The following is a 26,365-nucleotide window of genomic DNA, read 5'->3' on the forward strand; positions in this document are numbered from 1 at the left end:
AGTAAAAAAATATAATAATAAAGTATTAAGGTACTGAACTAGCCCTAATTAATTAGGGCAGACAATTACAAAACTGTCCACTCATATATACAAACACTTTTCTGTATTTCTCTAATCAGAGAAATACTTTTCGCAAAAAATCATGCTTCTTGACGAGCAAAAAGAATTAATAATCGGTTAAACGTTCTTGCGAAATGCTTCCAAGAAAAAATATCTATAGTCGTTATTTTATGACAAAGCATAATTCACGAGCACGGGCTTGCTCTATAGATTTCACAGCCTATCTATAATGAACTTAACTAAGAGTTATGATTTTGCCATCAAAGATGCTATTAGGACAACGAGAACACCTGTGCTAATCAAGCGCCTTGTAGGAAGCTTTTCTGCAAGCGGATATTTTTTGTCCTTCTAGACAATTCATTTAATAGGTATCGTCGTATTCTGGCATATCAACTCGTCTTGCTTCGGTACGGGGCGGTAGGAACTCAGCCCGGCGTACAGGAGCTAGGGGCGGTGTGGGCCCGTTGTAGGGATGAATCACCTGAACGGTACGAGGACGTTGTTTCGGAGAGAACAAAGACAAAACTCCAGCTACGACAATACCACCACCAATAGTCAGAGACATACCTCCCACAGCCCAAACTATGGGTGAAGACCACCAGCGATTTTGAGATTGTTGCTGCTGCAACTGTGCTGCATTTTGGCTTTGTAATTGCTGTTGGAAAGAAAAAGCAGCTTGTTGAGCTTGTTGAGCTTGAGCCTGAATTTGCTGAATTTGGATTTTAAGTTGTTCGTTTTCTTGCTTGAGCTTCTCATTTTCCATCTTTGCTCGTTCGATGGCGACACGCTCATCAGTATTAGGGCTTAGAGGTGGGTTTTGGGGGAGTGGTGCATAATTAGGAGGGGGATAGTATGGTTGTGGTTGCGGCACTAAATTTGGGATTTGAGGAATAGCAATATTTGGCTGTTGCAGAGATGTTCCTGTACCTTTAAGTAAAAGGATCGCCGCTAGCCCAGCAACAGCAACTCCGCCGATAAACGCCATACTTTCACTCATCGCTTTTACCCCTACATAGCAAGTTAACAGCAGTTTTTTGTAATTTAGACACTCTCACACTCATAAACTTACATCAATGAACTTGATTTTACACCCGATACTAATTTTTCATGCTGCATATCTGCTTTATATATTCAAAACTATATTTGTTAAATTGTCTACCAAGCTTAGGTGAAAAACTTGGTAAGTAGAGGACAGGAGAAAAAGCAGAATTAAGAAGAAAGAAAGGAAAATTTGCTCTCAGACAGAATTTTCATGGTTTATGCTCAAGGTTTAAGCGTGCCTATATACTTATTACATTTTTTAACTCGTTTCTCAGTAATAATTCTATTTTGTCTTGGGGTTGATTTATGAACTAGCGATCGCTTGCTTGAGGCTTTGACAAAAGGAGGCTATTTTGTCTAATCCCTCTTGGGGTGTACCTTCAGCGAGTCGCTTCACAAACGCACTACCAACAATAGCCGCATCTGCACCCCAGTCCTTAACTTGTCGGGCTTGTTCTGGTTGGGAAATACCAAAACCCACACCAATCGGTTTGTCAGTCACACTACGAACTTGCTTGAGTAATTCTGACACTCGGGATTCCATTTGCTCGCGCATCCCCGTTACACCTGTGACACTGACTAAATATATGAATCCTTGGGAAGCGCGGGCGATTGCTTCTATGCGCTCAGCAGAACTAGTGGGAGCGACCAATAAAATTACATCAATGCCGATTTTTGCTGCTGGTTCGAGTAAATTTGCAGCTTCTTCTAGGGGTAAATCTGGCACAACTAAACCAGCGACACCAGCAGCAGCTATTTCTTGGAGAAACTTTTCTATGCCCCGATTGAGAATAGGGTTGTAGTAGGTGAAGAGAACTATAGGCGATCGTAAACTGGGAGTAGTTGCTTTGAGCATTTCTAGCACTTGCTCTAGGGTTGTTCCCCTTTCTAAAGCACGGGTAGCAGCAGCTTGAATCACCGGTCCATCCGCCAGAGGGTCGGAGTAGGGAACACCCAACTCAATTATGTCAGCACCACTGCGATCCAGAGTTCGTAAAGCTGCGGCAGTAGTTTCGATATCTGGATCGCCAGCAGTGATAAATGGGATTAAAGCACACTTACGGTTGCGTTTGAGGTTTTCAAAGCAGAGGGAAATTGCGGTCATTGGTCATTTAGTAATTGTTGTTTGTTGTTTGTTGTTGGTTGTTTGTTGTGCGAAGCAACAAACAACTATCAACCACCAACACACAATAGCCAAGTGACAATTCTACACCTGCGAACCCTTTTCTTGTTCGATCTCGGCTTGAATTTTTGCTAGTTCTTCGGGAGAAAGTTCTTCTAACCGCTTTTGGAAATAAGCTTCTTCGTACTGCTTTCGCTGTTGATGATAGGTCATTTTGTGGCTAACGACCCGAAAAAGATAGGTCAGTAACCAGCCAATTAACCCACCGATCAGCAAGACTTGGCTCCAGATACCTGCTTCTAAATTATCTAGACCAGCCAGTCGCAACACTAGATATGCCAAGCCACCTGTAAGAAAAACGCCAAAACCAATTCCGAGAGCGTCCAGACGTCGCATGAGTATTATGACCTGCCAACTTTATTTACGCTTCAATTTGCCGCCGTTTTGGTCGTAAATTTACGAATGGCGACAGAACCAACAAACCCGGAAAGAAGAAGAACACTAGAAAATACATAAATGCGCGTTCCAGGGAACTAGCTACATACCAACGCTGATTCAGGTAAAACAACACAGCCACTGGTATGACTAACAAATAAGCTCCCGCCAAAACTAGATATAGCAGCGGTACTGTAATTCCTTCTTCAATCATAGGTTTCCTCTTTCAGCAGAAATGACCAAAGGGTGCATCTGCTTTCCATCATAGTACCCCCTTACACCCCTTCTTCTTGGAGCAGTTTCACTTTTGCAAGAAATTTTTTATGGTTACTAGTTGGCAAATCACAAATTTGATGCTCAAATAGATCGAGGAACAATTGAATACTCTATAATTAACAAAAGCAAATCCCAAATTTACTTGGGGGTGTGGCGGAATGGTAGACGCTACGGACTTAAGTAATTGAGCCTTAAAGAAGAAACTCTTTAAGTGAATGCTCTCAAACTCAGGGAAACCTAAATCTGGTAACAGACATGGCAATCCTGAGCCAAGCCCAACAATTTTAGACTTTAGATTTTAGATATCTAAAATCCAAAATCTGAAATCGAGGGAAGGTGCAGAGACCCGACGGGAGCTACCCTAACGTTAAGTCGAGGGTAAAGGGAGAGTCCAATTCTCAAAGCCTAAAGAAAGCTAGTCTTACAGGCAGTGGCGAAAGCTACGAGAGAATGAAAATCCGTTGACCGTAAAAGGTCGTGAGGGTTCAAGTCCCTCCACCCCCATTGAAGTTAAAGTTGTAATAGTGTGTAGCTAACTACTAGCTACTTTCATAATCTATTAACCATGGCTAGCGGTCTGTCCCAAATTACTGCTTGCTACACCTTTGCATAATATGGCACTGTTTTTAAACGCAAAGGAACCCTGAGTAAACTCACAGAGAAGTTTGAGCGCCGCAAGTCGGCGCTCAAAGCTTTGGAGTAAGTAAATTTATCAATTTTATATAAAGAAAACTTTGAATTATTAAAGAGTAGATTGATACTCTTGTGTACCAGAATGAAGCAGATAAGAATATAAGTAATATCAAGTTCGGTTAATTGCTCTGTGGGTCATTGGTTTTCCCATTACCAATTACCTATTACCAGCCCACACAACAGTATAAGATTCAAGCGAACTTGATATAAGCTATATCTTTATTTTTGAGAACAATAAATGACTGTTTGCGGTTTACAAAATATTCATATTAATTTACCTATGTTTAAATCTAATGTCAAACAAATAGATGTACATCTTGTGCAAGAAAAAATTTATAGTTTTTTTGTAAAAATTGTTAATAAATATGATCCAGAAGATGTGTTAATAGAGTTTAAAAGTGTATTTTTAGATTGCTTGGTTTTGAAAAAATTAGATTTAACACTAGGAATATATGATGTATTTATTGATAATGAACATCATTTCCGTAATACTCTGAAGCGTTGTTGTTATATTCTAGTTAATAATTGGGAGAGTAATAGAAAACATAAGTATACCCAAGCATTAATTGAGTTGATTGATAATTACAAATCAACTGCAATTGATTACAAATATAAAAAAATAACGATTTTCCAAACTTGGTTGGATAACTTTATTCAGAGTCAAGACTTTCAAGAACTCAAGTTATTTGCATATAAAAATGAAAATAAAGCTGATGGTCATTGGGTGAATCGCTATACTTCCTATCTTTTGGCTGCCCAAGTTGTAGATAAAAAGAATCCAAAAGAACAAAAAGAAGCGGCTAAAAAAGCTTCTAAGCAGCTAAAAGATAAATTTAAGTTTGAACTTGCAATGTATGTTGCTCGTTCTCAGTCAAATGCTTCTAGCCAGACACGTTATAGAAATCCTAGTGCGTTAGGAGATGATATTTTACGTTTAATCAAGGCAATCGTTGTTAGAAAAGGTGTATTTAGTTATGACAATATTGCTAATATTTTTCTCAAGCAAACTCAAAATCAAACTTTCAAAGATTTTAAAGAAAGTCTAGTAAAGTATCTAATTTTTTCTGTACAGCAACCAAAGTTTGTAGAGACTTTGCAGCAACAGCTATCAGAAAAGCTTTTGATTTGGAAACCAGAATGTAATGATGTAATTATCAACAAATATTTGTTGTTAAGAACTTGTAATCGGATGATTGATTTTTTAACAACAGATAATAGCGTTAAACCTTCATCTTTATTTGTTTTATTGCTTTCTCAGGGACACCCTCTGACGTTAGTGATTGTTCTACTGAAGATAATTTTAATTTGCAAACATTCCCGTAGTCATTTGGAATCTCGCATTGCTCATTTGATTCGTTATTATGATAGATATTCAGAAGCAGAATGCCAATGGTTCATTAACTTTATTGAGATTTTCAATATCACATTTGCAATTTATGCTGAGAATGTTGAATATAACTTAATTAAGGTAGAAGAAACGGAGAAAGCCCACGAAGTCGAATTTGATCCGAATGCTTATCGTGTGTTTTCTCAATTGAAACGTTAATTGTTGATTGTTGATTGTTGTACAGACGTGCCATGGCACGTCTGTACAGTGGTTAGTAGTTGGTTGTTGGTTGGTGGTTGTTTTCTGGTTTATCCCTTGTCTTCCCGATCCGCAATTTATCTAAACAGGCGTTCGTCAAGCCAAGCTAAGGCTGCGCCGAGGGTTTCAGCGAGGATACTGACTAGGCGATACACACCTGTTGCACTAATGACTACTGCGGTAGGAAAATAGTTTTGTAAAAGTGCGATCGCAGTTGCTTCAAACACACCTAATCCACCAGGCGCACCGGGAACAACAAGCCCAAGTAACCAAGCAAAACTAAAAGCAGTAAATAATAATGGAATTTGACTTGAATTCACAGCACTCAGTGCATAAAAAATCAAAATAAACCCTATACCGCGCAGTCCCAAAAATCCTAATTCTCCTAATAAAGGTTGGAGCGGGTAGCGTTCCATAGTGAAACTAACATCTGAGATTGTTGTGCGATTAGAATTTTTGGTTTTTAAGCGGTGTAGCAAGCGAATTAATAGATTTAAAAACTGGGGATGAAAGACACAAAGCACTACAAACAAACCCAGGATTTGCCCTATATGCACAGCTAAATTAGTATTTGTTTTAACAAATATACTGCCTAATAAGGCAACAATTAAAGCTGCTGCTGCCATTAATAAAGGTTCTAGTAATACGCTAAGAGTGGCTGCACTAGTAGAAACATTCGCATTTTTTGCTGCCATAATTCGCCCATAGTAATGCCAAACATTACCAGGCAAATACTTACCAATGTTGGTTTGCAGGTAAATCTGGATAAATTGCACAGATGGTACAGGTTGATTTAAATTTCGGAGAATCCAAGTCCAAATCCAGCCAGCCCAAGTGTGTCCTAGTAAAGTTACACCAGTTGCGATCGCTATCATTGCCCATCCTGCTGCATGAATGCGAATAGCAGCAATTCCTTGCCAGTTATCCTTTAGGGCTTTTGCCAAAAAAAATAGCGTTCCACCCAAAATTAACCAGCGTAAAATTTTTTTGATCATTGCGGAGATTTAACTATTCGGCTAGCCTTTGGTTAAACAACTCAAATCATACAGTAGAGACAGAGTATTTGGGTAACAATCCTTTAACTTGATAGAAATAATTAAATTTAATATGTACCTCTTTTTTATTCCTTATTTTTGATTTCTTCTACTTATATCCCTCTTAAGTTAGATAAAAAAAATCTAGAGTTAGTAACAATAATGTGACTTACGCTAGAGGAAAAGCCTCCTTTTAAATACGTATTCTTAGAAATCGATTGTTGTACTCAACAAAAATCAACTCCAACAATAAAACTAACTGAGCTTAACATTTTCTCAGAGTAGATTAATTGTTTTGTGTTGAAAGGAGGAATTGGTGAAAAAATTAATTACATTTGTAAAAAAACTACGTCTGCGCCAAGTTTTAACTGTATTTTTGGCAGGATTATTGTTAATAGTAAATACTGCTTGTAGTAGTAAGTATGCTCAAGGCGCCCAGCCATATAATCCACCTGTACAAGCTGGCGGAGCAAACAATCCTTATAAGGCTGGTGGGGACAATTACACAAACTTAAAAATGTCCAAGTCTGGACGCGATCAAGCTAGTGTACAGCTAAATTTCCAACTGTTGCTGGCTGATGCAGATAAAGAAGAATCTGAACTGCTTTATCCTGGTGCTGAAACTCCTGTAGGTCGAGCCTATAAAGAGGGAGAATTACCAATCAAATCTGAAAAAGATTTTCGGCCCGATGCTGGTAATTTAATTCAGAACGAACCAAGTGTAACTCAAAGAGCTAAAGACAGAATTGAAACTGTAAAAGAGGCTGTTGAAGAAGCCTCCGGATTTTTGAAAGAAAAAGCAAGTGAAGCTTCTAACAGACCAGAATTACAAGCTAATCCTGCTGTTAACAAATAGGATTCATTTCTCCAGGGTAAGCAATCAGATTATTTACAACTGAAAAATTCAAAACTACAAAAAAGGAGTTTCACCATGAGTCAAGTAATTTCTTTTTTCAAACGAATTCGTTTGTCTCAGGTTGTCACAGCTTTTTTAGCAAGCGTTTTGCTATTTTTTACACAAGCTTGTAATGCTACATCAGCTACAGCGCCTAAGTCTATTTCACAGCCATCTGTGGGGCCTAATTCTGAAACCTACGTTCCTAAAGGTGATAACATTCTGAACCCCGCTGAAGGTGGGATGAATAACTTTAGTGATAGAGATCCTAGAGCAACAAGTGATGCAAAAGCTAGAGCTCAATTCCTAAAAGAAAACGCTGCCCAAGAAAAAGCTGAAAAATCAACCAATAATCCAGCAGAAGCCATCCGCCGTGTAGGTTCAGATATTGGAGGAATTGGTAAAAATGTTCAGCAAAAAGCTGAAGATGTAGGTAATAAAGCCCAAGGTACTGCTGAAGATTTTACCAAGGGAACTAAGCAAGGACTAAAAAACATCCAAGGTAATGTTCAGGATGCTGGCGATTACGCAAAAGATACTGCTCAACGCACAGCTGGCGCTAGTAATCCCATCGATGCGGCAAACAAGGCTTTTAGAGATGCTGATTAATTAGTGTAAGTCTCGTACTTTTTACCTGTTAGCCTGCTGACGCAGGCTAAGTTTTTTATAGATATAGCGAACACAGATGCACACAGATGTACACAGATGGATCATCGGTTTGCTGTTAAGTTGATCGCTGATCAAGGATCGCTATTTTCAAGACGAATGTAAGATAGCTAAAGCTATTTATTGATTTCACCTTTCTGCTCCTTATTTGTGAATTCTGTAATCAGTCTATGATTTTGTACATACCAATGATGGAGTGCGATTCGGTGAATTTCTCGCCAAGGAATATTATTTTTTCTCGCTAATTCTGCACAATCTTCGTATTCTGGCTGGACGTTATTGATAACTTTATTATTTACGTTTCCCATCCATGCTACTTTGACACGAACTACACCATATTCTGTTTCTACTTTTTGAATTTCTCGCTGTAAAATAGTGCGTTGCTGCTGAAAGTGACGAATACCTAAAGTTGTAGTTTCACGGAATAAAACTTTTTTACAACTGACTAGATTTTCTGGCGGACAAATGACTGTAAGCAAAATTCCTGGACGGGACTTTTTCATGCCAATGGACTGGGTAAAGACATCTACTGCACCCGCAGCAAATAATGCTTCAAATAAATAACTGATCGCTTGCGGACTTAAGTCATCTATTTGGGTTTCTAGGACTGATATAGTTTCTAAATTTGAACTAGTGGCAAATGAGCGATCGCTAATTTCGATGTCAGTAATCGACAAATCTATTGCTTCCCCTAACCATAGGCGTAATATATTGGGAATTGGTAAGTTGAGATTACCTGCTCCCAGTCCGATTTGTTTAATATTCATGGGAGGTGGTGAACCAAACTCTTTGGCAAGTGTAGTGGCGATCGCAGCACCCGTTGGTGTCACAAGTTCCCGTTCAATTCCGTTACTATAAACAGGACAGCTACGCATTTCCCACAACTTCAACACTGCTGGTACTGGTACTGCCATTTGTCCATGGGCAGCGCGCACTGTCCCCCCGCCGGTGGGAAATGCTGAACAATAAAGTAAGGGTAATCCTGTTTCGTCACTGTCAATACCCAACCAATCCAATCCCAGGCAAGTACCAACAATATCTACAATGGCGTCAACTGCACCTACTTCATGAAAGTGAACTTTTTGGGGGGCGATACCATGCACTGCACCTTCGGCAACTGCTAACTGTCGAAATACTGCCAAACTCCAAGCTTCTGCCCTTGGAGGTAATTTCGCTTGCAGAATCATTTGTTCTATTTCACCCAAGTGGCGGTGGTGATGGTGATCATGATGCTTGGACAATAAATCGACATGAACTTTGGTCGCTTGCTGACCATTACGCTGGACAAGCTCAGCCCATAATTTATATTCCTGTACAATACCTAAATGATTAAGTTTGTCTATTAAGTATTCCAAGGGAACACCCAGACTTACCAATGTTCCCAAACACATATCACCGGAAATTCCCGATGGACATTGAAGATAAGCAAGTTTAGTCATATATCTTTGTTGGTGGTTGGTTGTTGGTGGTTAGTGGTTGATTGTTGCTGGTTGGTTAGAACTAACAACTAACAACTAACACCTAACACCTAACAACTAATAACTATCAACAAATAACAAATCTATGGCAAAAATTTTCTCAGTTCATCCTGATAATCCCCAGCCCCGTCGAATAGAGGAGATAAAGACGGCACTATCTGATGGTGCAGTGATGCTTTACCCTACTGATACAGTTTATGCGATCGGTTGTGATTTAAATGCGAAGTCGGCGGTGGAAAGAGTACGGAAAATTAAACAGCTAGCAAATGACAAACCATTAACGTTTTTGTGTTCATCGCTTTCCAATGTGGCGACTTATGCAAATGTCAGCGACACTGCTTACCGAATTATGAAGCACCTGATTCCGGGACCATATACGTTTTTGCTACCTGCTACAAAATTAGTTCCGCGTTTGGTGCAAAGTCCGAAACGGAAAACTACTGGGATAAGAGTGCCGAATCATAAGGTGTGCTTGGAACTGCTGTCAGCCTTAGGAAATCCGATTATTTCGACCTCAGCACATTTGCCACCAGATGAGACAAATAATGGAATTTTGGGAGTAGAAGAAGAACAAATTTTATCGCGAGTAGAATTATTTGACCGTTTGGAAGGATTGGTCGATGTTATTGTAGACACTGGCGAGGAACCAAGCTATGAAGTGTCTACAATTTTGGATTTAACTGGAGAGGAACCAATGATGATCAGGCAGGGTTTAGGTTGGGAAAGAGCGGCAGCATGGGTATAAAAGATTTACTTCACAGGCAATTGATTTAATTTCGGAAAATGTAAAGAAAAAAACACCAGTTTAATGATTGTCATACAGACAAAGCAAAGCTCTCTTATGACCATGATCGGGATAAATCTTTGTATATTAAGGGTTTTGACTATTTTGGGGTGGTCAAGAATACCCTGGTGTCAGCCATTGTTAAGTTGCTTTTAGAAAAACCGACACATTTTCTTACCTGGAACTTACGGATATTTCTTACATTCTTAAATGTGAGCAGGGCTTGTGGTGGCGATTAAGCAATAAAAGCTTATGAGATTACCGCAGCTTCTGTTGTCATGTAGTTACGGTGCAGTACCACTCCCAAAGAAGATCATGAAAGCTAATCCAGCGAATCTACCAACCTTTACACCATCTTCTAACAGCTACAGCGATGCTTTAACGCAGTTTTTATATAAAGAAATACAAGCACACTCTAGAGCCACACCTGGCTGTATGCAAGCTGTAGCAATGCGTATAGCCAAAGAAGTGGAGCGTATATGTGATAAAAGCCATCGCATCCAAAAATCTGGACAGGTTAAGTCTTGGTTGCTGACTTTAGCACGTCATCGCTTACAAAAATGCTTGCACTATTACCAATTAGGTTCCAAGCAGGGACGGGTGGAATTACATAGCTGCTTAGGCGCTATGGTTTATCGCCACATCAGTATTACTGGAGGTGAATTAGGATTTCAAGCTCGTTACAACTTAATTGAAGATTTCCTGCAAGCATTTTATATTGAGGCAATCAAAGCTTTCCGGCGGGAAAATGAATTACCAGAAGATTACAGCCCCCACACTCTGCTACAACTAGCAGAATACATGGCATTTACAGAACAGTATGCTAAACGCCGGATTAATCTGGCTGGTGGTGCAAATCAGCAATTGATTATACTCCGCGCTCAAAGTTTTGCCCGGCGGCTACCCCAGGAAACAAATGTAGACTTTGAAATGGCAATAGAAGCTGCTAAGACTGAAGATGCAGAATCTTATCAGCGTAACTCGGCGGTACAACAGTTGCGATCGCAAATGGTTTCGCAACCAAGTTTTGATTTAGCTGAAGATAGCGAACGCGATCGCGTGATCTCAGAATTGGTTAAATACTTTGAATCCCAAGGTCAACAAGATTGTATAGATTACCTAGCACTGAAACTCCAAGACTTATCAGCACCAGAAATTGACCAAATTCTTGGTTTAACCAGTCGCCAGCGAGATTATCTCCAACAACGTTTTAAATACCATGTGGAAAAGTTCGCTCGTACCCATCACTGGCAATTGGTCCATCAATGGCTAGGTGTGGGTTTAGAACAAAAGCTAGGACTTTCTTCTCAACAGTGGGAACGCTTTTTGAATCAACTTTCTGAGCAACAACGACAGATATTACAACTCAAAGCTGCTCAACACACAGATCAAGCGATCGCAAAAGCCCTAAAATGTACTCCCAAACAACTGCAAAAGCGCTGGACTCAATTATTAGAACAAGCATGGGCTATGCGTAATGGAAATACAGAAGTTCAGACTGGTTGAAAACTTTAGTTACTTTTATATTTTATTAGTTCATGTTGACTAGTTCTTCTCGATTTCCTGGTTGTAGATGCTTATTCTAAATAATTTCCTGAATTCTTCCTATTTTTCCCCCATTTCTGGGGGAACTACTCTAGGAAAACCCTACATCTGGTATCTCTTAAGTGTTGTAGCGAAAAGTGAAATTTGATTTTTTTGATTTTATTTTTATATATAATTGTCATCTAAGATTTCTCTTATAAAAGACAAATAAATTTAATGAAAATGTCAGGACTGATGCAAAAATTGACAAAACGCTTAATTGATTCAACCGCCAAGACGCCAAGAAAGCAAAGGGTTAGTAGATTGTGCATAAGTCCTAGATGTGATGATGTCGATAAAATATTTCATATTTTGTCTTAAAGCAATAAAATTGCTATTTTTATTCTCAGATGTGCTAAAATCCACTCTTGTGTAAGTTTTTTTTAAAAACTAAAATCGGCAATCCATCACATTTTTGGTGTAGGAGTGTCAAAATGTATATTAATAGGGCAGATTACAACAAACGTACAATCAAGAACAAGGCAGTTTAAAATCAAATGTTTGACGGATTTTGGGATAACGTCTTTCGCTACCAGCGCTACTTTATTACTACCCTGTTAGGCGTTTTGTTGAACACGTTTGCACCATTAGCACCCTTGTTGAAACGCCCAATTACGTTAATTGCCCTCTTGGGCTTTTTGGTAGGCGGAATTGTCTTCGTCACTCTTACCCTCCGCGCCATGCTAGGTTTGAGTACAATTTGAGTGCAAACTATACATGAGGATATATTCCCAAAATAATAGAGCTAACTGAGCAATGACAGAAAAAAGTCTGAGGATATCTGAGGGTACTGGGAAAAGGTTGGACTGAATTTCTAATCCCCAGTTCCTAAAAAAGTATAACAATGTTAACGTAGTACCTCTGTAAGGAGGCATGTTTTTATGGCTACAAGTCGCCGCGTTTCCCGCGTTGCTGAATTAATTAAACGGGAAGTTAGCCAAATGCTACTCAACGGCATAAAGGATGACCGTGTAGGTATGGGAATGGTAAGTGTGACTGATGTTGATGTTTCTGGCGATTTGCAACACGCCAAAATCTATGTGTCAATTTACGGCACAGAAGAAGCCAAAGCAGAAACAATGGCGGGCTTAAAATCGGCGACAGGTTATGTCCGTAGCGAACTCGGCGCACGAGTGCGGCTGCGTCGCACCCCAGAGGTAGTGTTTATCGAAGATCGTTCCATAGAACGTGGTAGCAAGGTGTTGTCGCTATTGAACCAACTCGAACTTCAACGTAAGCCAGAAAATGGAGAAAATGACGAAGAAGAAGTCTAATCTGCAAAATCTGTAACTTAAACAACAATTTCTTCTCAAAAATCAGCCACGTATTTTACAGACACGAACTGATCGTGTCTGTTTCAATATGCTTAATAAGGTTTTAGTAAGTAGTGCTTTAGCACCGCTAAAAGAGACTTTACATTTATTTACATAGTTGACTCAAGGTAATTGGGAAGAACGATTACTGAGTTTTCCAATTACCAACTGACAATTACCAATTATCAGGACAGCCCCGCTACCAAAATCTAGGTGAATTCCCCAAAATCTATTCGGGGGTGTCCCTGAAAGTGCATCTTTTCATATGCATTAGAAACTTCGCAACAATCTTTCTCGGCTATGAGAAGAATTTATCACATCAACCAAAGTTAACAATTAATGACAGAATGATTTACATAGCTTTATATTCTCACACGAATAAATATAAAGTTGTTAATTAAGACATATGATTTCAGCAAATTTACTGCTAACTAAAGATGGAATACATAACACAAATATATGAATTTCAAGCTACTACAACTGCTAGCCTAGTAGTAGATCAACATCATTTCAAATTGATTCAAGATTGTTACAACTCTTCTCAAGAGGAAATTTGCTTGTTTGTATTATTAAACTTCAGCTACTAGTTGAAAGTTTATTTAAGAAATTATTAACAAACAAACCTCTACAAGGTTGAGTGGTGTATTGTAGCCCTTATGGTTTGCAGCAGTTTATACATATACTTCCACCAGATGTTCTTTGATTGTTTTTCCATAAAACAATGCAGTGTCTAAAACTGTGAATTACATACCAAAAGATCTGTGTAATTCATTTGTTTAACAAATATCTGGCTTATGTCTGTGAATACTGAAGTTTAGTAACTGCTCCGCTGAAATCAAGCAAAGATTCACTCAACAACACCTAAATTTTCTGATTTAAGGAGCTACAAAACAATTTATCATGAATATTTGACATTCTTAACATTTCTTTACATAATTTGAGGATGGGTAGCGTCAAAATGAAAATAGTTCCGTATACCAAATTACAAAATTCCAGCTAAAGACCTACTCGTTGTTATGTTTGTTCCTAATAACTTTTTGGGAACACTACTTACGTGTAAATTTGTGAGTAAAGATCATGAGTGTGAATACGGTGCCCTCTATCAGCTACTACTCTTTGGACGTGATTCAAGACGAAGCACGACGACTTGTGCAGAAGGGAGTGGTTAGCAGACAGCAACCAATATATACTCTCTGCCAATACATCCCAGCTCGTGAGTGGGTGTGTATTGAATGTGAATTAGAAAAATGTGACTTCCTGTTACGCGATCGCATCGGCGATCTTATTGGTCGGGAAGAATGGGAAAACGACTAATCAAGAGAAAATTAACAGAAAACGTTGATATTAGGTTGGGAATATATTTCTTGGATGCGTGGATTTTATAAAAAAAATTCAACGCCCAATTTCAAGATATTCTCTGCTTGTCATCAATATTTTCCGACCTGGATGTAACTACCTATCTGCTATCTGTTTCTACTGTTTCTCCTATCAGCAATATATTACAGCAACTTGTATGCCATAGCATGAGGTGTGAATACACAGGGGCTGAAACTTGATTAAGTTTATTGATATGCCGGAGTAGTTTTGTTTTGGCAACTACTCCGGTAATTTTTTGGTGGTAGTTGTTTATTTTTTGCTCCAACCACCAACAACCAAATTACCCAACTTCCTCTAAATACAAATTCACATCTTCCATAACACGGGTGAGTTCAGCTTCCGTAGTCAAGCGAATGTTGATGTCACGGATAGTAAGTAGAACTTTGGCAGCAAAAGGTGTAGGCCAAATGTTGGGGTTACAAAAAATCTCTAAAAAGACTTCTCCTGTATAACGATATTCCATTGGGCGCTGAGGGTTAGTTTTTCCGCCACCCGGGACAGTTTTACTAGCAACAGCTTTCAGACTATTCATTAATTGTTCTAGCGCTGCTTTTAGTTCCTGTGCTGCTTGAGGTGAAAAGCTGAAAGAGACAGAACCCTCTACTAAGTTGAGTGTCAGATTATTTCCAGACATGAGCTATTTTTGAGATATTTTGGTACAGATACCATTTTCCTGGTACAGGTAACATCAAGATCCATTTGTTTGTTAATGGTAATAATTTCCAAAATCTCAAGAATATACTAAACATGTTGTTGGTTGTTTGTGATTGGAAGTCATGACTGTAAAGGTATGACAAAAGATTATACTTCAGGAAAAATTAATAAAAATATTCCTCAGATAAATGCTAATCAATATAGTTGTTTGAGTAATAGTATAGCCCAATTATAATCAGGTTTGTGGCTGTTATTAATTAAAAAATATTTCAACAAAGTACGGTTAAAAATTGACATTATAGAAAGATAAAATCCTTACTGCGTAAGAGATTGATACATTAGATTGATGTATTTAGTTCTACACTTAGAAGTCATGGAAAATGATAGTTAAAAATCCTCTATGTCTTTAGATAACCGTGCCACAATTAGAAAGGTTTTAATCATCACTTTGTTGCTAAATATCTTCGTGATGCTATTAAAAGCAGTTGTAGGCAAGTTAACAGGTTCTTTGAGTTTGTTAGCTGATGCCTTGCATAGCGTGACCGATAGCGCTAACAATATTTTAGGATTGATTGCTAGCCGATTTTCTTCGCCCCAGCCTGATCGGGAACATCCTTACGGACATCTAAAATTTGAAGCAGTGGGTGCTTTGGGAATTGCAGCGTTTTTGGGTATAGCCTGTTTTGAAATTCTCCAAGGTGCTGTAGAACGCATTCTCAATGGTGGTGAACCAGTGAGAATATCAGCACCAGAATTGTGGTTATTACTGGTTGTATTAGGTGTGAATATTTTCGTAACCTTTTACGAACGCCGCGTAGGTGTCAAAGTCGGTAGCCCAATTTTGATCGCTGATGCTAAACATACGATGAGTGATGTTTGGGTAACTATTTCCGTGATTGGCGGTTTGATTGGTGTATGGTTGGGCTATCAGTGGTTAGATGTGGCGTTAGCTTTTCCTGTAGCTTTGTTGGTATTTTGGAGTGGCTGGACAGTTTTAAAAGAAAATTTACCTTGGCTTGTGGATCAAATTGCGATCGCACCAGAAGTGATTCATGCGATCGCCCTTTCAGTCCCTGGAGTTATAAACTGCCATGATATAGCTTCTCGGGGTGTTGTTGGTCGTCAAGTCTTTATGGAAATGCACTTAATAGTTGATGCTGAAGATGTGGAAACAGCGCATCGCATCACTGAAGAAGTAGAAAGACGGTTAGAAGAACGCTTTCGCCCAGTACGGATTGTAATTCACGTCGAACCACCGGAGTATTACTCAGAGCGAATTCACTTCGGATCTAACTCAAAGTAGCAAATCATTCTTGCGTTAGACCTATTCTCTGACTCTAGATAGGGGTTGTGTCCTCAAAATTATTAGTATCCTGATACCATAGCAAAACGCGCTGGTAGAAGGCTTTACCGTTGTAGTTCTTTGCTGCTTCTGCAAGGAGAGTGACGTCACAGAAGTAGACAGTGCTGATAATAAGCAAGTCTAGACGGTTGTGGAGTTTTTGTCGCTGACTCTACTTTACTATGACTGACGGGAGATTAAATTCTTCAGATTCACAACGATCGGAGTTTGTAGACATCTAGATTGTTTATCATAAGGTCAATGAGTATTCGTGCTGACACCGAAAATTTTTTCTGTCGGTATCGCCACGTGTGCTTATTTGCCATTTTAAGAATGTAGAATGGTGCTTGAACTCAAGTATCCTATGGCAAGCCGACCTTAATTACCTATTACTAATTACCAACAAGACTAATCATATCGTCAGCAATTAGCCGGGCTAGATATGATACTTCAATGGCTAGGAATAACATTTATTATTTTGAGCATTTGGGTAAATATGAATGCATCAGCTGAATCATCGATCAAACTAGACATTCCAACTATTATTTACCAGGCAAAAGATGCTTGGGTTACTCTTGATGGTGATGCTTTAGCACAATTATTTACACCGGATGGTGAACTTATTGTACCTGGTCATAGATGGCAGGGACAAGCAGAAATCAGTGAGGCGGTTTCCCTTGTTGCTCAACAATCGCAAGATATCAGGATTGATATTGAACGGATGATCATCTCTGGCGAACAAGCAGTCATTGAATGGCGTTACCAGGAAACGGAAAAAGCAACTAATCATCGCAAAACAACTGACGATGCGATTGTAGTAGATTTTCGAGATGGTCGGATCAGACGTTGGCGAGAATATTTTGATACTAAAACACCATCATCTGAAGTGTGATGATGAGTTATTAGCTTAATTTAAGTTTGTAGTAGGCGTTTTCACACTTGAATGTCAGCGCTAAAGTGCTTCCTACAAACTTAATAGCATGTTCGCTTAAATACTTATACTGTCGCGTGGGCTGGTAATAGGTAATGGGTAATCGGTGAGACTACTTCTTCTTACCGTCTTGGCTTATGTCGAGATGGCAAAGTAGCGAACCCGAAGGGTAATGGGAAAAACCAATGACCAACACCGAAGCATAATATTGTAAGCAATTAGCCGAACTTGATATAATTTTCTCTCTGGCTAAGACTATGTATATATTCTGAGTTTTTGCACTAACTCTTGAGTTAACTGAGAAAAAGCTTTAGAACCAGATGATTGGGGAGCATTTAAAATCACAGGCATAAAACTATCAACTGCTTTCGCCACATTCACATCAACTGGTATTTGAGTTTGACAAATTTTTTCTGCACCAAAATCTTGATGAACGCGTTGCATCACTTGTTTATAATATCTGCCAGTTAACAAGTTAGCGTTAGACATTGTAAAGACAATTCCCAGCATTTGAATATCAATTTTGGCTTCGTGTTCGTGACTTTCTTTGAGTTGAGCAATACGTCTTTCTAGTAACTGAATACCCACTACAGATAAAGGTTCTGGTTTAGCAGGAAGGATGTAGAAATTGCTAGTAGCTAAAGCACTACGAGTCAAAAGATTATATCCGGGAGCGCAGTCGAGAATGATAAAATCATATTCTTTGCGGACTGGTTCTAAAAGTTTACCAAGTAAAACTCTTTCAAAACGATTCCAAATGGTTTCAAAATCCTTTTCACCTAAAGTAACTGCTTGCTGATGCAGCATTTCCGAAACAACAAATTCATCATACAAATCAATATCTCCTGGTAATAAATTTAGTCCAGGGAGATTACATACTTGGGATATAATTATGTCTTGAATTGTATGTTTTTGTTCTGGTTCGGGATTGATAATTTGATCTATCAGATACCTGAACGTCTTTCTGTTTTTCCGGCGCTTGGCAAATTCCATAGGCGACATGAGACTAAGTGTCGCACTAATTTGACTATCTAAGTCAAGCACTAGTACTCGCTTACCATGTTCTTTTGCTAAACAAGTCGCTATATTGACGCTGAGAGTTGTTTTACCAACCCCACCTTTCATATTTGCAGTTGCAATTACATATCCCATTAGCTGAGTCCTTTAATCACGCATTCCGATCTAAGTAGCGTAAACGTTTTGTCGTTGGGTGAAAACTTTCGGTTATTTTAAGATTTTCCGACTTGTAAAAATTATTCTTGGTTGAGCAGTCTGCATTATACCAGCGAGGGGTGGGTTTGGTTTATGTAGAAAGAATTTGAATATTACTAGCAAGTAAACTTTGTAAGCGTTGTAGTTTAGCAGCATTTTGGTAAAGTAAGTCACCTTTTCCCAATAAATATGCGGCTGTTGTTTCTGTACCTCCGAGAATAATTTTTGAATCTGCTTCACTAGCAGTACGTAAGGCAACTCTCCCTGGTAAATTTGAGCGTATTATGGGAGTAACTATTTTAGCTTCCGGACGTTGAGTAGCAATAATCAGATGAATTCCAGCGGCTCTCGCCTTTGCACCCAATCGTTTAATATTTAGTTCTAGTGCTGTGCGAATTTCTTTTTCTGTCATAAAATCGGCGTATTCATCAAAAATACAGACAATTCGAGGTAAAGGCTGGCGAGAGGTTTGATTGTATGTAGTTAGATCAGCACATCCAGTTTTTTCAAACTGTTGGTAACGCGATTCCATTTCTGTTACCAGTTCATCCATTAGTGCAATAGCGCGATCGCTTTCTTTGACAACAGGCGCATACAACCACTGCATTTCTTCAAACTCAGGAAATGTCACTCGCTTCGGATCAACAAGAGCAATTTTTAGGTGTTTGGGTGAATGACGAATAATCAGACTGAGGAGAAGCGATCGCAAAAACTCACTTTTACCACTTCCTGTCGTACCCCCAACCAAAAAATGACAAGTATTCGGATCAGATAAATCAGCCTCCACTAACTGTCCTTCCAAATTTACCCCAACGGCAATTTTCACTGGTGCTGTGGCGGGTAAAACTTGTGATTTTATATAATCTTCAAATTTCGCAACTTGTTTATCTGAACGAGGTAAATCAACACTGACATAACCCGCTTGAGGTGCAATCAAGGGAGGATCAATCAACCCCAACTGCACTTGTAAGTCTTTAGATAAGCGCAAAATCGAGTTAACACTTACGCCTAGATGAGGTTTCAACTTCACACGAATAAAAGCTGAACCGACAGCTGCACCTTGGTAATCAACCTTGATTTTAAAAGATTGCAGAGTTGCAACCAATTCTTCACCAATAGCATCAGCATTCACAGATTTCTGACTATTATCTGTAGAAGAGATATCTGGTGAAACAAAATAGGTTTGACATTTTTGTTTTTGAGGACAAATTTCACACAGGTGAGGCTGAGTTGTCGGCGGTGGCGGATTAAGATGAGGTGGTTTCCAAATCAACCATTGGCGCATTTGTTGTAACTTATAAGGAATCAGCCTATGCACTGTATTTTCTAATTCTTCCCAGCTATACTTATACTCTTTGAATTCTGGCAGAACACAATATATTGCTGAATCTACAGGTACTTTCTTTTTTTGCCACAGCATGTAACTATAGAGTGCAACTTGTGCTAATTGTGCTGACGGATCTACAGGCTGATAGGTTTTAAATTCTACTACACAAAGGCGCTTAGCTTCAAAGTTGAAAACTAAGCAATCAAATTCTCCTACTACTCTTTGTTTGCTTCCATCAGGTAGATCAAAATAATGTTCAAGCTTACGTGCTTCTGAGATAAAAGTGTTACTGATGAGCTTTTCTGCACTGCAATAGCGACGATTGATTACAAGTATTTCTGCGAAGCGTTTGATAAGTCCTTGTAATCCTTGCCAAACTTGTAGGAGTGGCTGTGCTTGACTAGCATCTTTTTTAACAGCTTGTTGCAGATAAGAGTAAAATTTTACTTCATAAAAAAGCTGTTGCATACTAGAGGTAATTTGCTCTACTTGCAACTGGTTTACAGCAGACTGAAACAATTGTACAATTCTAGCTTCATTAGTCGCGAAATTGATAAATTCATCTGCCAATTGATGAAAAACGTTACCAATTCCAACATGGTTATCTGGTGGTAAAAATAAGGTATTTACTCCAAAAAATTGTTTTAAGTAAAACAAACGAGGACATTCAAAAGCAATTCTTACTTTAGTAGCTGTTAAAGATGTGTTTTCTAATTTTTCCTTTGACTGTTTTGAATCATCAGACACCATATCAACAATATTAATTATGGAATTAGGGTTATAAATATCTAATAAACAGCGATGCACAGCAGCAAGGTACACTGTATCCATAGCGGCATAATTCAGCTGTTTTTGAGTGAGTGGTCGCTGTCCCCAATCACTTGCTTGTTCTTCCTTATCTACGTTATAAAAGTGGCAAAGCTCTTTTGCTAAAGTTTTAAGTTGTAAGTTGGATACTTGTAAAACTTTGCGATTAATCTTTCTTGCTAGCTTGAGAGTACAGGTAATATTTTTGGCTTGATTTCCTCCCAGGTACTTTAAGTCAAAGCTAGCGTTGTGAAATACCTTTTCAATTTGAGGATTAGCCATGATTTTATTAACAAAATTTGTTACTAAATCATCTTTATTCAATACATCTAAAATGTAAACATCTTCATTAGTAAAACTTTTAGATTCAGCTAATATCTGAATTATAGATACTCGGGGATTGTAAGTGTTCCAGTTAGCTATTTCTGTATCAATCCATAAGGTTTTAGCCAAGCTAAATTTAGCAATTTGCTCTCGTATTTCAGCAGCATCTAAAAGGTACTTCATTTAACTACTAGGCATACTGTTTGATCTTCTGGTTTAGCTTTGGGGTTAACAATTTCTATTTTTTTCTCCTGACACAGTTGATTTATCAATCTTTCAATATCTGATTGATTACAATCAGAAAACTGACTTTGAGCATTTTGGATTAATCTTGGACGTCCCATAAATCCCTGAGTTATAACGAGATTCAACAAATAGTCTTTAACAGATTGTAAATCTGGATTATCTGGATTTGGTTGAGTTGAAATAATTTTCAAATCTTGCAATAGTCGACAATTTTGGAAAATATTACATTTACAAACTAAAGCTTCTAGTTCCTTCAAATTAATAGTTTTACCGACAACTACTAATTCATTAGCCAATGCAGAATTGACAAGGCTGTGGTATGCTGCCAGATAATGAACAGAAGTCAGTGCTGGTTTAATGTGACGATGACTTGTGTGTATAAAAATTTGTCTATAGATTTGATTTCCAGCTTGGTTTGGCTTACCTATTTCTCCCGCTCGAATTAAGTAAAGATTTTGACATAGGTTTTGCTGAATAGCTTTATGACAAGCATTCATCACATGGAAAAAACTATTCATGTTTGCTTCTTCTGTCCAGACTACCCCTACTTTGTCTTGCCTACTAGGCTGTTGATAACTCAAGGAATAACTAGCATACTTTCCGCTTAAAAGTTTAGTTTTTATTTCTTTTACTTCAAAAGCGGCTAAAACTTCTGCCAACATCTTAATCAGGTCAGGTGCAGATGACAGAGTTATTTTTGTAATTTTATCCTGAACTTTTTTATACTCTTGCTGCCATAGTAGTTTGAATTCAGCTTGAATTTTCTCTTCTGGGGGTGGTGGTGGCGGCGGCGGTGTTTCGCCATCTAACCATTTTGGCTTGGGGGGTTGTTTATCCCTAAATAGCCACTCTTTATAATCTTGGTATAGCTGTTTTCCCAGCACCAGTAGACTGCGAGGTGTAGTTTTGCGGCTAGGAAAAGCTTTTTCTAGTACCTGCACAGTTAAAGGGTAAATATGAGAATCAGGTTTAGGATTCGCTTGATTGTAGAGAGGAGACAATCTAGTAGCTAATAGAGCTTCAGCTTCCTCTAACGTAATCCTTTTTAATGGAACTCTAATACTAGCTCTATCCAAGTCAGCAGGTTGAATTCGTTTGTAATTGTTATTCCATACCTCTGTCCTGATACTGATAATAATTAGAAAACCTTTCCATTGACCGTTATGAATTGTTGAGTTGACATTGAATAAAGCTTGGAGATCAATAGATCCATCTGGCAAACGAGCAATGTTATCTAGTTGGTCAAAACATAAAACTATAGGCTGAGTTTTAGCAGATATTTTGCTGAAATTGCCTAAGATACCCCGCGCCTTATCTTCATCATCAATTGATTGTTGAACTCCCAACTTTTTGAGGCTTGCTTCATCTAGGTTATCTCCTTTCAACCATTCACAGGCCAAAGAATATAAGTCTGGATTTGTCAGGTTATAAAGAACACCAAAAAATTCATTAGCATTGTAAATTCCTCTAGTGCCGATGGTTTTTTTGAGGATATCAATGAATAATTGGCGATCGCGTTGAGCATCTGTTTTTCCAAAAAAGCCTTTAACTATGTCAATTAAATTTTGTTGCTCACTTTTTAATCCCTTTTGAATAGAAGATAAGCAGCTTTTCAGCCAAAGGATTAATTGCGAATCTGTTTTGCCTGCTGGAGCATTAACTAGACTATCAACTGTGTGGCGTAAGATATGACGCCAAATATGGTCACTCTGAGGAAATGGCTCAATATATACGAAGAAAGCATAGTCGTTGAGCGTTTTTTTCAATCGTCCCAAAAAGTAAGTCTTTCCTGAACCAGAGTCGCCATAAAGAATAAGGCTACGGCTTTGATGGTCTTGAGCTATCTGTGCTAAAACACTTTTAATTTGGATTAATGGCTTTTGATGAATAGATTCAACAGTAGGAACTGGTTTCTGCTCTTCCCAAAAGTTGCCTGCTGCAAAGTTATCAAATGGGTTAAGCGATTGTTTAATGAGTTCATCAATAGTTGCCATGCTTAATATTTCTGCCGTCTTAAAGTTTTGCCTGTTTTTGATATTGCTATATACTGCTAGCTCACTGTGATGAAAAACAATGAACCACCGCTAACTTGAGGAATTCCAGCATCAAGTTGTTCAGGAGTATAATCCCGTGGCTCTGCTAAGGAACTCAACTCTATTTGCTCAACTTCTTCTAGACGATACAGCGCTTTATCCAACTCATCCCGTGACAATGGTGGTTGCAACTTTTGCCGCAAATGGTAAATTGGCAAATAATTATCAGTACCAAGCTCTTTATCTAATTTCCGAATAGTTTCTAAAATTTCTTCATCAGTGATATTGATAATCGTCTCAACACCTGACTCTGCGCTGTGAACTGCTGAAGTAGAGACTTGTTCTGGTTTAACTCTCAGAGTTTTCCGCAGAAAGCGCACGTAATTATTTAGCAGATCCAAGCTAATGTTTGCAGCACCTTTGGGACTGTAATGATCCCGCAGATACTCAATTCCACGTTCAGTCAGCCAAACCTCTGCTTTGGTTCTTTTAATTTTAAGTTCAACTTCAATTAATCCGCGATCGCTTAAAGTTTTCAATGTAGTATCTCGTTCTGCGGCTTTAAGTGAAGTAATCTTACTAGGAATGATTTTGCCTGAAGTTTTGCTTAGCTTCTCTAAAACTTTACGTTCTTGATCTGTAATCGGTAATTCGGCTGGATCAAGTTTCAATAGTGCCTGACCAGGCGATAAAATCTTGACAGTGGCAATCTCACGCGAAAAGTCTACTAGATTGCGATCGCCTAAATTTCGACATATCTTATCTTTACCTTTAAAGGTTTTAAAAACACTACCACTAAGGCTTGCTCGATAGTTAGAACATCCTAACAGCTTTAGTAAGAACTTTAACTCTTTCGTTTCCATGCGGGTAATCTTAGCTATGTCTGAATCAGCACTACTCTAGCTCGAATGGCAATAATTGACACACCTAATTTATCGTAGCGAGAATGAGTGTGATCAGGCAAATTGCTGTATTGTTTCTTTACTAACCCCGCACCTGTCGCAATACCTCAAACGCCTTTTCCCTCACACCCCCAGGTAACAACGATAACCCTAACCCAGCCCACGCTTTAGCATGAGAAAAAGACTTACCTGCGAAAACTAACTCTCTACCTTTTTGCACCTCTCCCTTTTCAATCAACCGCAAACCTAACAACAACTGTGTTTCTGCAAGACGCTGTAATCTAACTTTCTCTAACTTATCTGACTCAAACTGATAACTACTTAAATACCGCAATTTATCCTGCAAATAAGGAATAGCACGATTGATTCCTTGCTGTTCTGCATGTACGCGATATTCCATCAATAATTCTGGTAAATAGTAACCCTTTTTACCTGCCAAAGCGAGTCGCACAAACAAATCATTATCCTCACAATTTTGCCAATTAGGTTGCATAAACCCTAACTCTTCCAAAGTTTGGCGACGAAATAAAGTTGCACCAATTTGAAAACTTTGCTGAACAAATACTACTTCTAATAAATTATCTACAATACCTGCTGATAAATTTACTCTACCCCAGCGACGAGAATTTTCCTGAGTTTTGACTTCATCTCTAGTATTGTCAATATCAATAATCCAATGGTCAGTACCAACAAAATCAATGCTAGGGTCGTGATCTAAAATGCTAGCGGTACGCGCTAAAAAATCTGGTGTTAATCTATCATCATCATCAAACTTGATAAAATATTCACCTCTAGCAGCCTCAAACCCAGCCCGCATATTGTTGCTTTTACCAATATTTTGCGAATGGCGAATATATCTAATTCGGCTATCAGTGTATTGCGAGATTAATTTGGGTGTACCATCACAAGAACCATCATCACAGATAATTAACTCTAAGTCTTGATAAGTCTGCTGTAGTACACTGTCAATAGCAAAAGGTAAAAGCTTGACGCGATTAAAAGTTGGAATACAAATACTGATTTTAGGCATATTTATCGGTGTTCGTCTTTTCAAAAACTTTTTTTAGCTCAGCCATCATCTCCCAACCACCAAATCAAGCAATAGTTCTTTTAATTTTCTTCATCACCCTTTTAATTAATTGATTAGTCTTTGCTGTCACAGTTGGCGATTTGAGTTGCTGTGGTTTTAGCTCTGGTTGTTTGAGAAATCGATAATATAAAAATTCTTCGCGATAACGAATATCAACATCTTCACCATGACACAAACGAGCAAAATCACTAGCAGGGTAGCTCATATAGTGAATCCGATGAATAGGTTTTAATCTCTCTTGGTTGTAAAGGATATTATCAATATTTACAAATAAATCTGCATTAGCGCAATTTCCAGTTTTATCTTCATCATTAGAACTAAGAGTATAATTAAAAATAGAATATTTGCTATCCATCGTCATGTAATTAAATAAAGCTGAGCTTGACCACCAAAATTTTTTATTTATCCATTCCACTTCTCTTTTTTCAATCAGGCGGTGCATTAAATTATTTAATTCATCAATTCCAAAAAGTCCCCGGTGAGAACCAAAAAAACTATTGCAATGAATTCTAGAACGTAATTGGGCTTCTGCAATATTAGTTGCACTTTGAGCAAGCTTAAGATTAATATCTGTAGCAGCTTCAGGCTTGGCATGTTCCCAATCATCAAATACTAAATCGTAAGTGTCTAGTTTGATTAAGACATCATTAATTGGCTTCATCACTAAGCTATCGGCGTCATAAAATATGAATCTTTCAAAATCTCCATCAAACGCAGCAAATTTTCTATGGACAAAACCTTTGTACCAGCCAGGACGAGTTAACCGAGATTCTTGAGTTCTCGGATGAGCATCCCATACTTGATTGACAAAATTATCCCAACGCTGAATTGACTCCCAATTCTCAAAAAGACTGACATTTGGTCTAGACTTAATTTCTTCTGTAATCAACTTTAGTTGTTGATTATAGGGAATGATACAAACTGGGATATCTGGACTAATATTTCTTTCAATACTATTTAATAACGCAACCAACTGGTCATAAACAGTATCATTAGCAAGAGTATAAATACTAACTGTTTTCATACTGATAAATTATCTTGATATTGAAGTTATTAATGTAGTCGTCATCAATTGCGTACATGAACACAGATGAAAAACCCTCGCCTTTTTCCAGGGAAAGGGGCTGAAAGTGGGGTGAGCTTGCTTTCCAGT

The 26,365-nt window shown here is 38.3% G+C and carries 23 protein-coding genes; 10 read left to right on the forward strand and 13 right to left on the reverse strand.

The features are described from left to right. Positions 1 to 421 precede the first annotated feature (421 nt). The 4 genes from UYK_RS0115230 to ndhL form a co-directional block, all read right to left on the reverse strand. Positions 422 to 1,057 (reverse strand): hypothetical protein, encoded by a 636-nt coding sequence (locus UYK_RS0115230; RefSeq protein WP_009454698.1) that lies wholly within the window; start codon positions 1,055 to 1,057, stop codon positions 422 to 424. A 348-nt stretch (positions 1,058 to 1,405) separates the two neighbouring features. After that, the gene (gene trpA, locus UYK_RS0115235; protein ID WP_016871705.1) at positions 1,406 to 2,206 is read right to left on the reverse strand and encodes a tryptophan synthase subunit alpha; all 801 of its coding nucleotides are present in this window, start codon (positions 2,204 to 2,206) and stop codon (positions 1,406 to 1,408) included. A gap of 102 nt (positions 2,207 to 2,308) precedes the next feature. Then, positions 2,309 to 2,620 carry a DUF3007 family protein gene (locus UYK_RS0115240; protein ID WP_016871706.1) on the reverse strand — a complete coding sequence of 104 codons (312 nt, stop codon included), beginning with the start codon at positions 2,618 to 2,620 and terminating at the stop codon, positions 2,309 to 2,311. A gap of 25 nt (positions 2,621 to 2,645) precedes the next feature. Then, the gene (gene ndhL, locus UYK_RS0115245) at positions 2,646 to 2,858 is read right to left on the reverse strand and encodes an NAD(P)H-quinone oxidoreductase subunit L (protein ID WP_026086484.1); all 213 of its coding nucleotides are present in this window, start codon (positions 2,856 to 2,858) and stop codon (positions 2,646 to 2,648) included. Positions 2,859 to 3,866: 1,008 nt separating this feature from the next. Here ndhL and UYK_RS0115250 point away from each other — a divergent pair. Further along, complete coding sequence (locus UYK_RS0115250) at positions 3,867 to 5,174, forward strand: hypothetical protein (protein ID WP_016871707.1); 1,308 nt, start codon at positions 3,867 to 3,869, stop codon at positions 5,172 to 5,174. 116 nt (positions 5,175 to 5,290) lie between these two features. Here the strand turns inward: UYK_RS0115250 and UYK_RS0115255 are convergent, their stop codons facing one another. Next, entirely contained in the window at positions 5,291 to 6,208 is a 918-nt protein-coding gene (locus UYK_RS0115255; protein WP_016871708.1) for a lysylphosphatidylglycerol synthase domain-containing protein, read from the reverse strand. Positions 6,209 to 6,563: 355 nt separating this feature from the next. Here UYK_RS0115255 and UYK_RS0115260 point away from each other — a divergent pair, with 355 nt between their 5' ends. Both UYK_RS0115260 and UYK_RS0115265 read left to right on the forward strand, forming a co-directional pair. After that, positions 6,564 to 7,103, forward strand: a complete 540-nt coding sequence (locus UYK_RS0115260; protein WP_009454708.1) for a DUF6658 family protein — start codon at positions 6,564 to 6,566, stop codon at positions 7,101 to 7,103. 75 nt (positions 7,104 to 7,178) lie between these two features. Further along, a complete protein-coding gene (locus UYK_RS0115265; protein ID WP_009454709.1) occupies positions 7,179 to 7,751 on the forward strand; it encodes a DUF6658 family protein in 573 nt (190 codons plus the stop codon). Positions 7,752 to 7,924: 173 nt separating this feature from the next. Here UYK_RS0115265 and larC read toward each other — a convergent pair whose 3' ends face one another. Next, positions 7,925 to 9,247, reverse strand: a complete 1,323-nt coding sequence (larC, locus tag UYK_RS0115270) for a nickel pincer cofactor biosynthesis protein LarC (RefSeq protein WP_026086485.1) — start codon at positions 9,245 to 9,247, stop codon at positions 7,925 to 7,927. Between the two features lie 124 nt (positions 9,248 to 9,371). Between larC and UYK_RS0115275 the strand changes: the two genes are divergently transcribed. The 5 genes from UYK_RS0115275 to UYK_RS25155 all read left to right on the forward strand — a co-directional run bounded on the left by UYK_RS0115275 (position 9,372) and on the right by UYK_RS25155 (position 14,281). Next, a complete protein-coding gene (locus tag UYK_RS0115275; protein ID WP_009454711.1) occupies positions 9,372 to 10,031 on the forward strand; it encodes an L-threonylcarbamoyladenylate synthase in 660 nt (219 codons plus the stop codon). Positions 10,032 to 10,385: 354 nt separating this feature from the next. Then, complete coding sequence (locus UYK_RS0115280; RefSeq protein ID WP_009454712.1) at positions 10,386 to 11,576, forward strand: HetZ-related protein; 1,191 nt, start codon at positions 10,386 to 10,388, stop codon at positions 11,574 to 11,576. 575 nt (positions 11,577 to 12,151) lie between these two features. Beyond that, positions 12,152 to 12,358: a DUF751 family protein gene (locus UYK_RS0115285; protein WP_009454713.1), complete on the forward strand. Its 207-nt coding sequence runs from the start codon at positions 12,152 to 12,154 to the stop codon at positions 12,356 to 12,358. Between the two features lie 177 nt (positions 12,359 to 12,535). Continuing rightward, positions 12,536 to 12,928 (forward strand): 30S ribosome-binding factor RbfA, encoded by a 393-nt coding sequence (gene rbfA / locus UYK_RS0115290; RefSeq protein WP_009454714.1) that lies wholly within the window; start codon positions 12,536 to 12,538, stop codon positions 12,926 to 12,928. 1,116 nt (positions 12,929 to 14,044) lie between these two features. Beyond that, positions 14,045 to 14,281, forward strand: a complete 237-nt coding sequence (locus tag UYK_RS25155) for a DUF4327 family protein (protein ID WP_009454716.1) — start codon at positions 14,045 to 14,047, stop codon at positions 14,279 to 14,281. A gap of 343 nt (positions 14,282 to 14,624) precedes the next feature. On the opposite strand, the gene UYK_RS0115300 is transcribed toward UYK_RS25155, so the two are convergent. Then, on the reverse strand, positions 14,625 to 14,978 hold the full coding sequence (locus UYK_RS0115300) for a hypothetical protein (protein ID WP_009454717.1): 354 nt from the start codon (positions 14,976 to 14,978) through the stop codon (positions 14,625 to 14,627). Between the two features lie 420 nt (positions 14,979 to 15,398). Between UYK_RS0115300 and cdf31 the strand changes: the two genes are divergently transcribed. After that, a complete protein-coding gene (cdf31, locus tag UYK_RS0115305) occupies positions 15,399 to 16,301 on the forward strand; it encodes a CDF family zinc efflux transporter Cdf31 (protein ID WP_009454718.1) in 903 nt (300 codons plus the stop codon). 535 nt (positions 16,302 to 16,836) lie between these two features. Next, positions 16,837 to 17,232: a nuclear transport factor 2 family protein gene (locus UYK_RS0115310; protein WP_016871710.1), complete on the forward strand. Its 396-nt coding sequence runs from the start codon at positions 16,837 to 16,839 to the stop codon at positions 17,230 to 17,232. 294 nt (positions 17,233 to 17,526) lie between these two features. Here UYK_RS0115310 and UYK_RS0115315 read toward each other — a convergent pair whose 3' ends face one another. The 6 genes from UYK_RS0115315 to UYK_RS0115340 all read right to left on the reverse strand — a co-directional run bounded on the left by UYK_RS0115315 (position 17,527) and on the right by UYK_RS0115340 (position 26,236). Beyond that, a complete protein-coding gene (locus UYK_RS0115315) occupies positions 17,527 to 18,423 on the reverse strand; it encodes a ParA family protein (protein WP_009454720.1) in 897 nt (298 codons plus the stop codon). Between the two features lie 151 nt (positions 18,424 to 18,574). Then, positions 18,575 to 21,124: a DNA translocase FtsK gene (locus UYK_RS0115320; RefSeq protein WP_009454721.1), complete on the reverse strand. Its 2,550-nt coding sequence runs from the start codon at positions 21,122 to 21,124 to the stop codon at positions 18,575 to 18,577. Then, positions 21,121 to 23,181: an AAA family ATPase gene (locus UYK_RS0115325; protein ID WP_009454722.1), complete on the reverse strand. Its 2,061-nt coding sequence runs from the start codon at positions 23,179 to 23,181 to the stop codon at positions 21,121 to 21,123. Before UYK_RS0115325 ends, UYK_RS0115320 begins: the two co-directional genes overlap by 4 nt. A 56-nt stretch (positions 23,182 to 23,237) precedes the next feature. Continuing rightward, positions 23,238 to 24,083, reverse strand: coding sequence for a hypothetical protein (locus UYK_RS0115330; RefSeq protein ID WP_009454723.1), 846 nt, complete (start codon positions 24,081 to 24,083; stop codon positions 23,238 to 23,240). A 121-nt stretch (positions 24,084 to 24,204) separates the two neighbouring features. Then, positions 24,205 to 25,152 carry a glycosyltransferase family 2 protein gene (locus tag UYK_RS0115335; RefSeq protein ID WP_009454724.1) on the reverse strand — a complete coding sequence of 316 codons (948 nt, stop codon included), beginning with the start codon at positions 25,150 to 25,152 and terminating at the stop codon, positions 24,205 to 24,207. A 64-nt stretch (positions 25,153 to 25,216) separates the two neighbouring features. Then, positions 25,217 to 26,236 carry an Npun_R2821/Npun_R2822 family protein gene (locus UYK_RS0115340; protein ID WP_009454725.1) on the reverse strand — a complete coding sequence of 340 codons (1,020 nt, stop codon included), beginning with the start codon at positions 26,234 to 26,236 and terminating at the stop codon, positions 25,217 to 25,219. Positions 26,237 to 26,365 lie beyond the last annotated feature (129 nt).

This window comes from Fischerella thermalis PCC 7521 (genome assembly GCF_000317225.1).
Lineage (GTDB): Bacteria > Cyanobacteriota > Cyanobacteriia > Cyanobacteriales > Nostocaceae > Fischerella > Fischerella thermalis.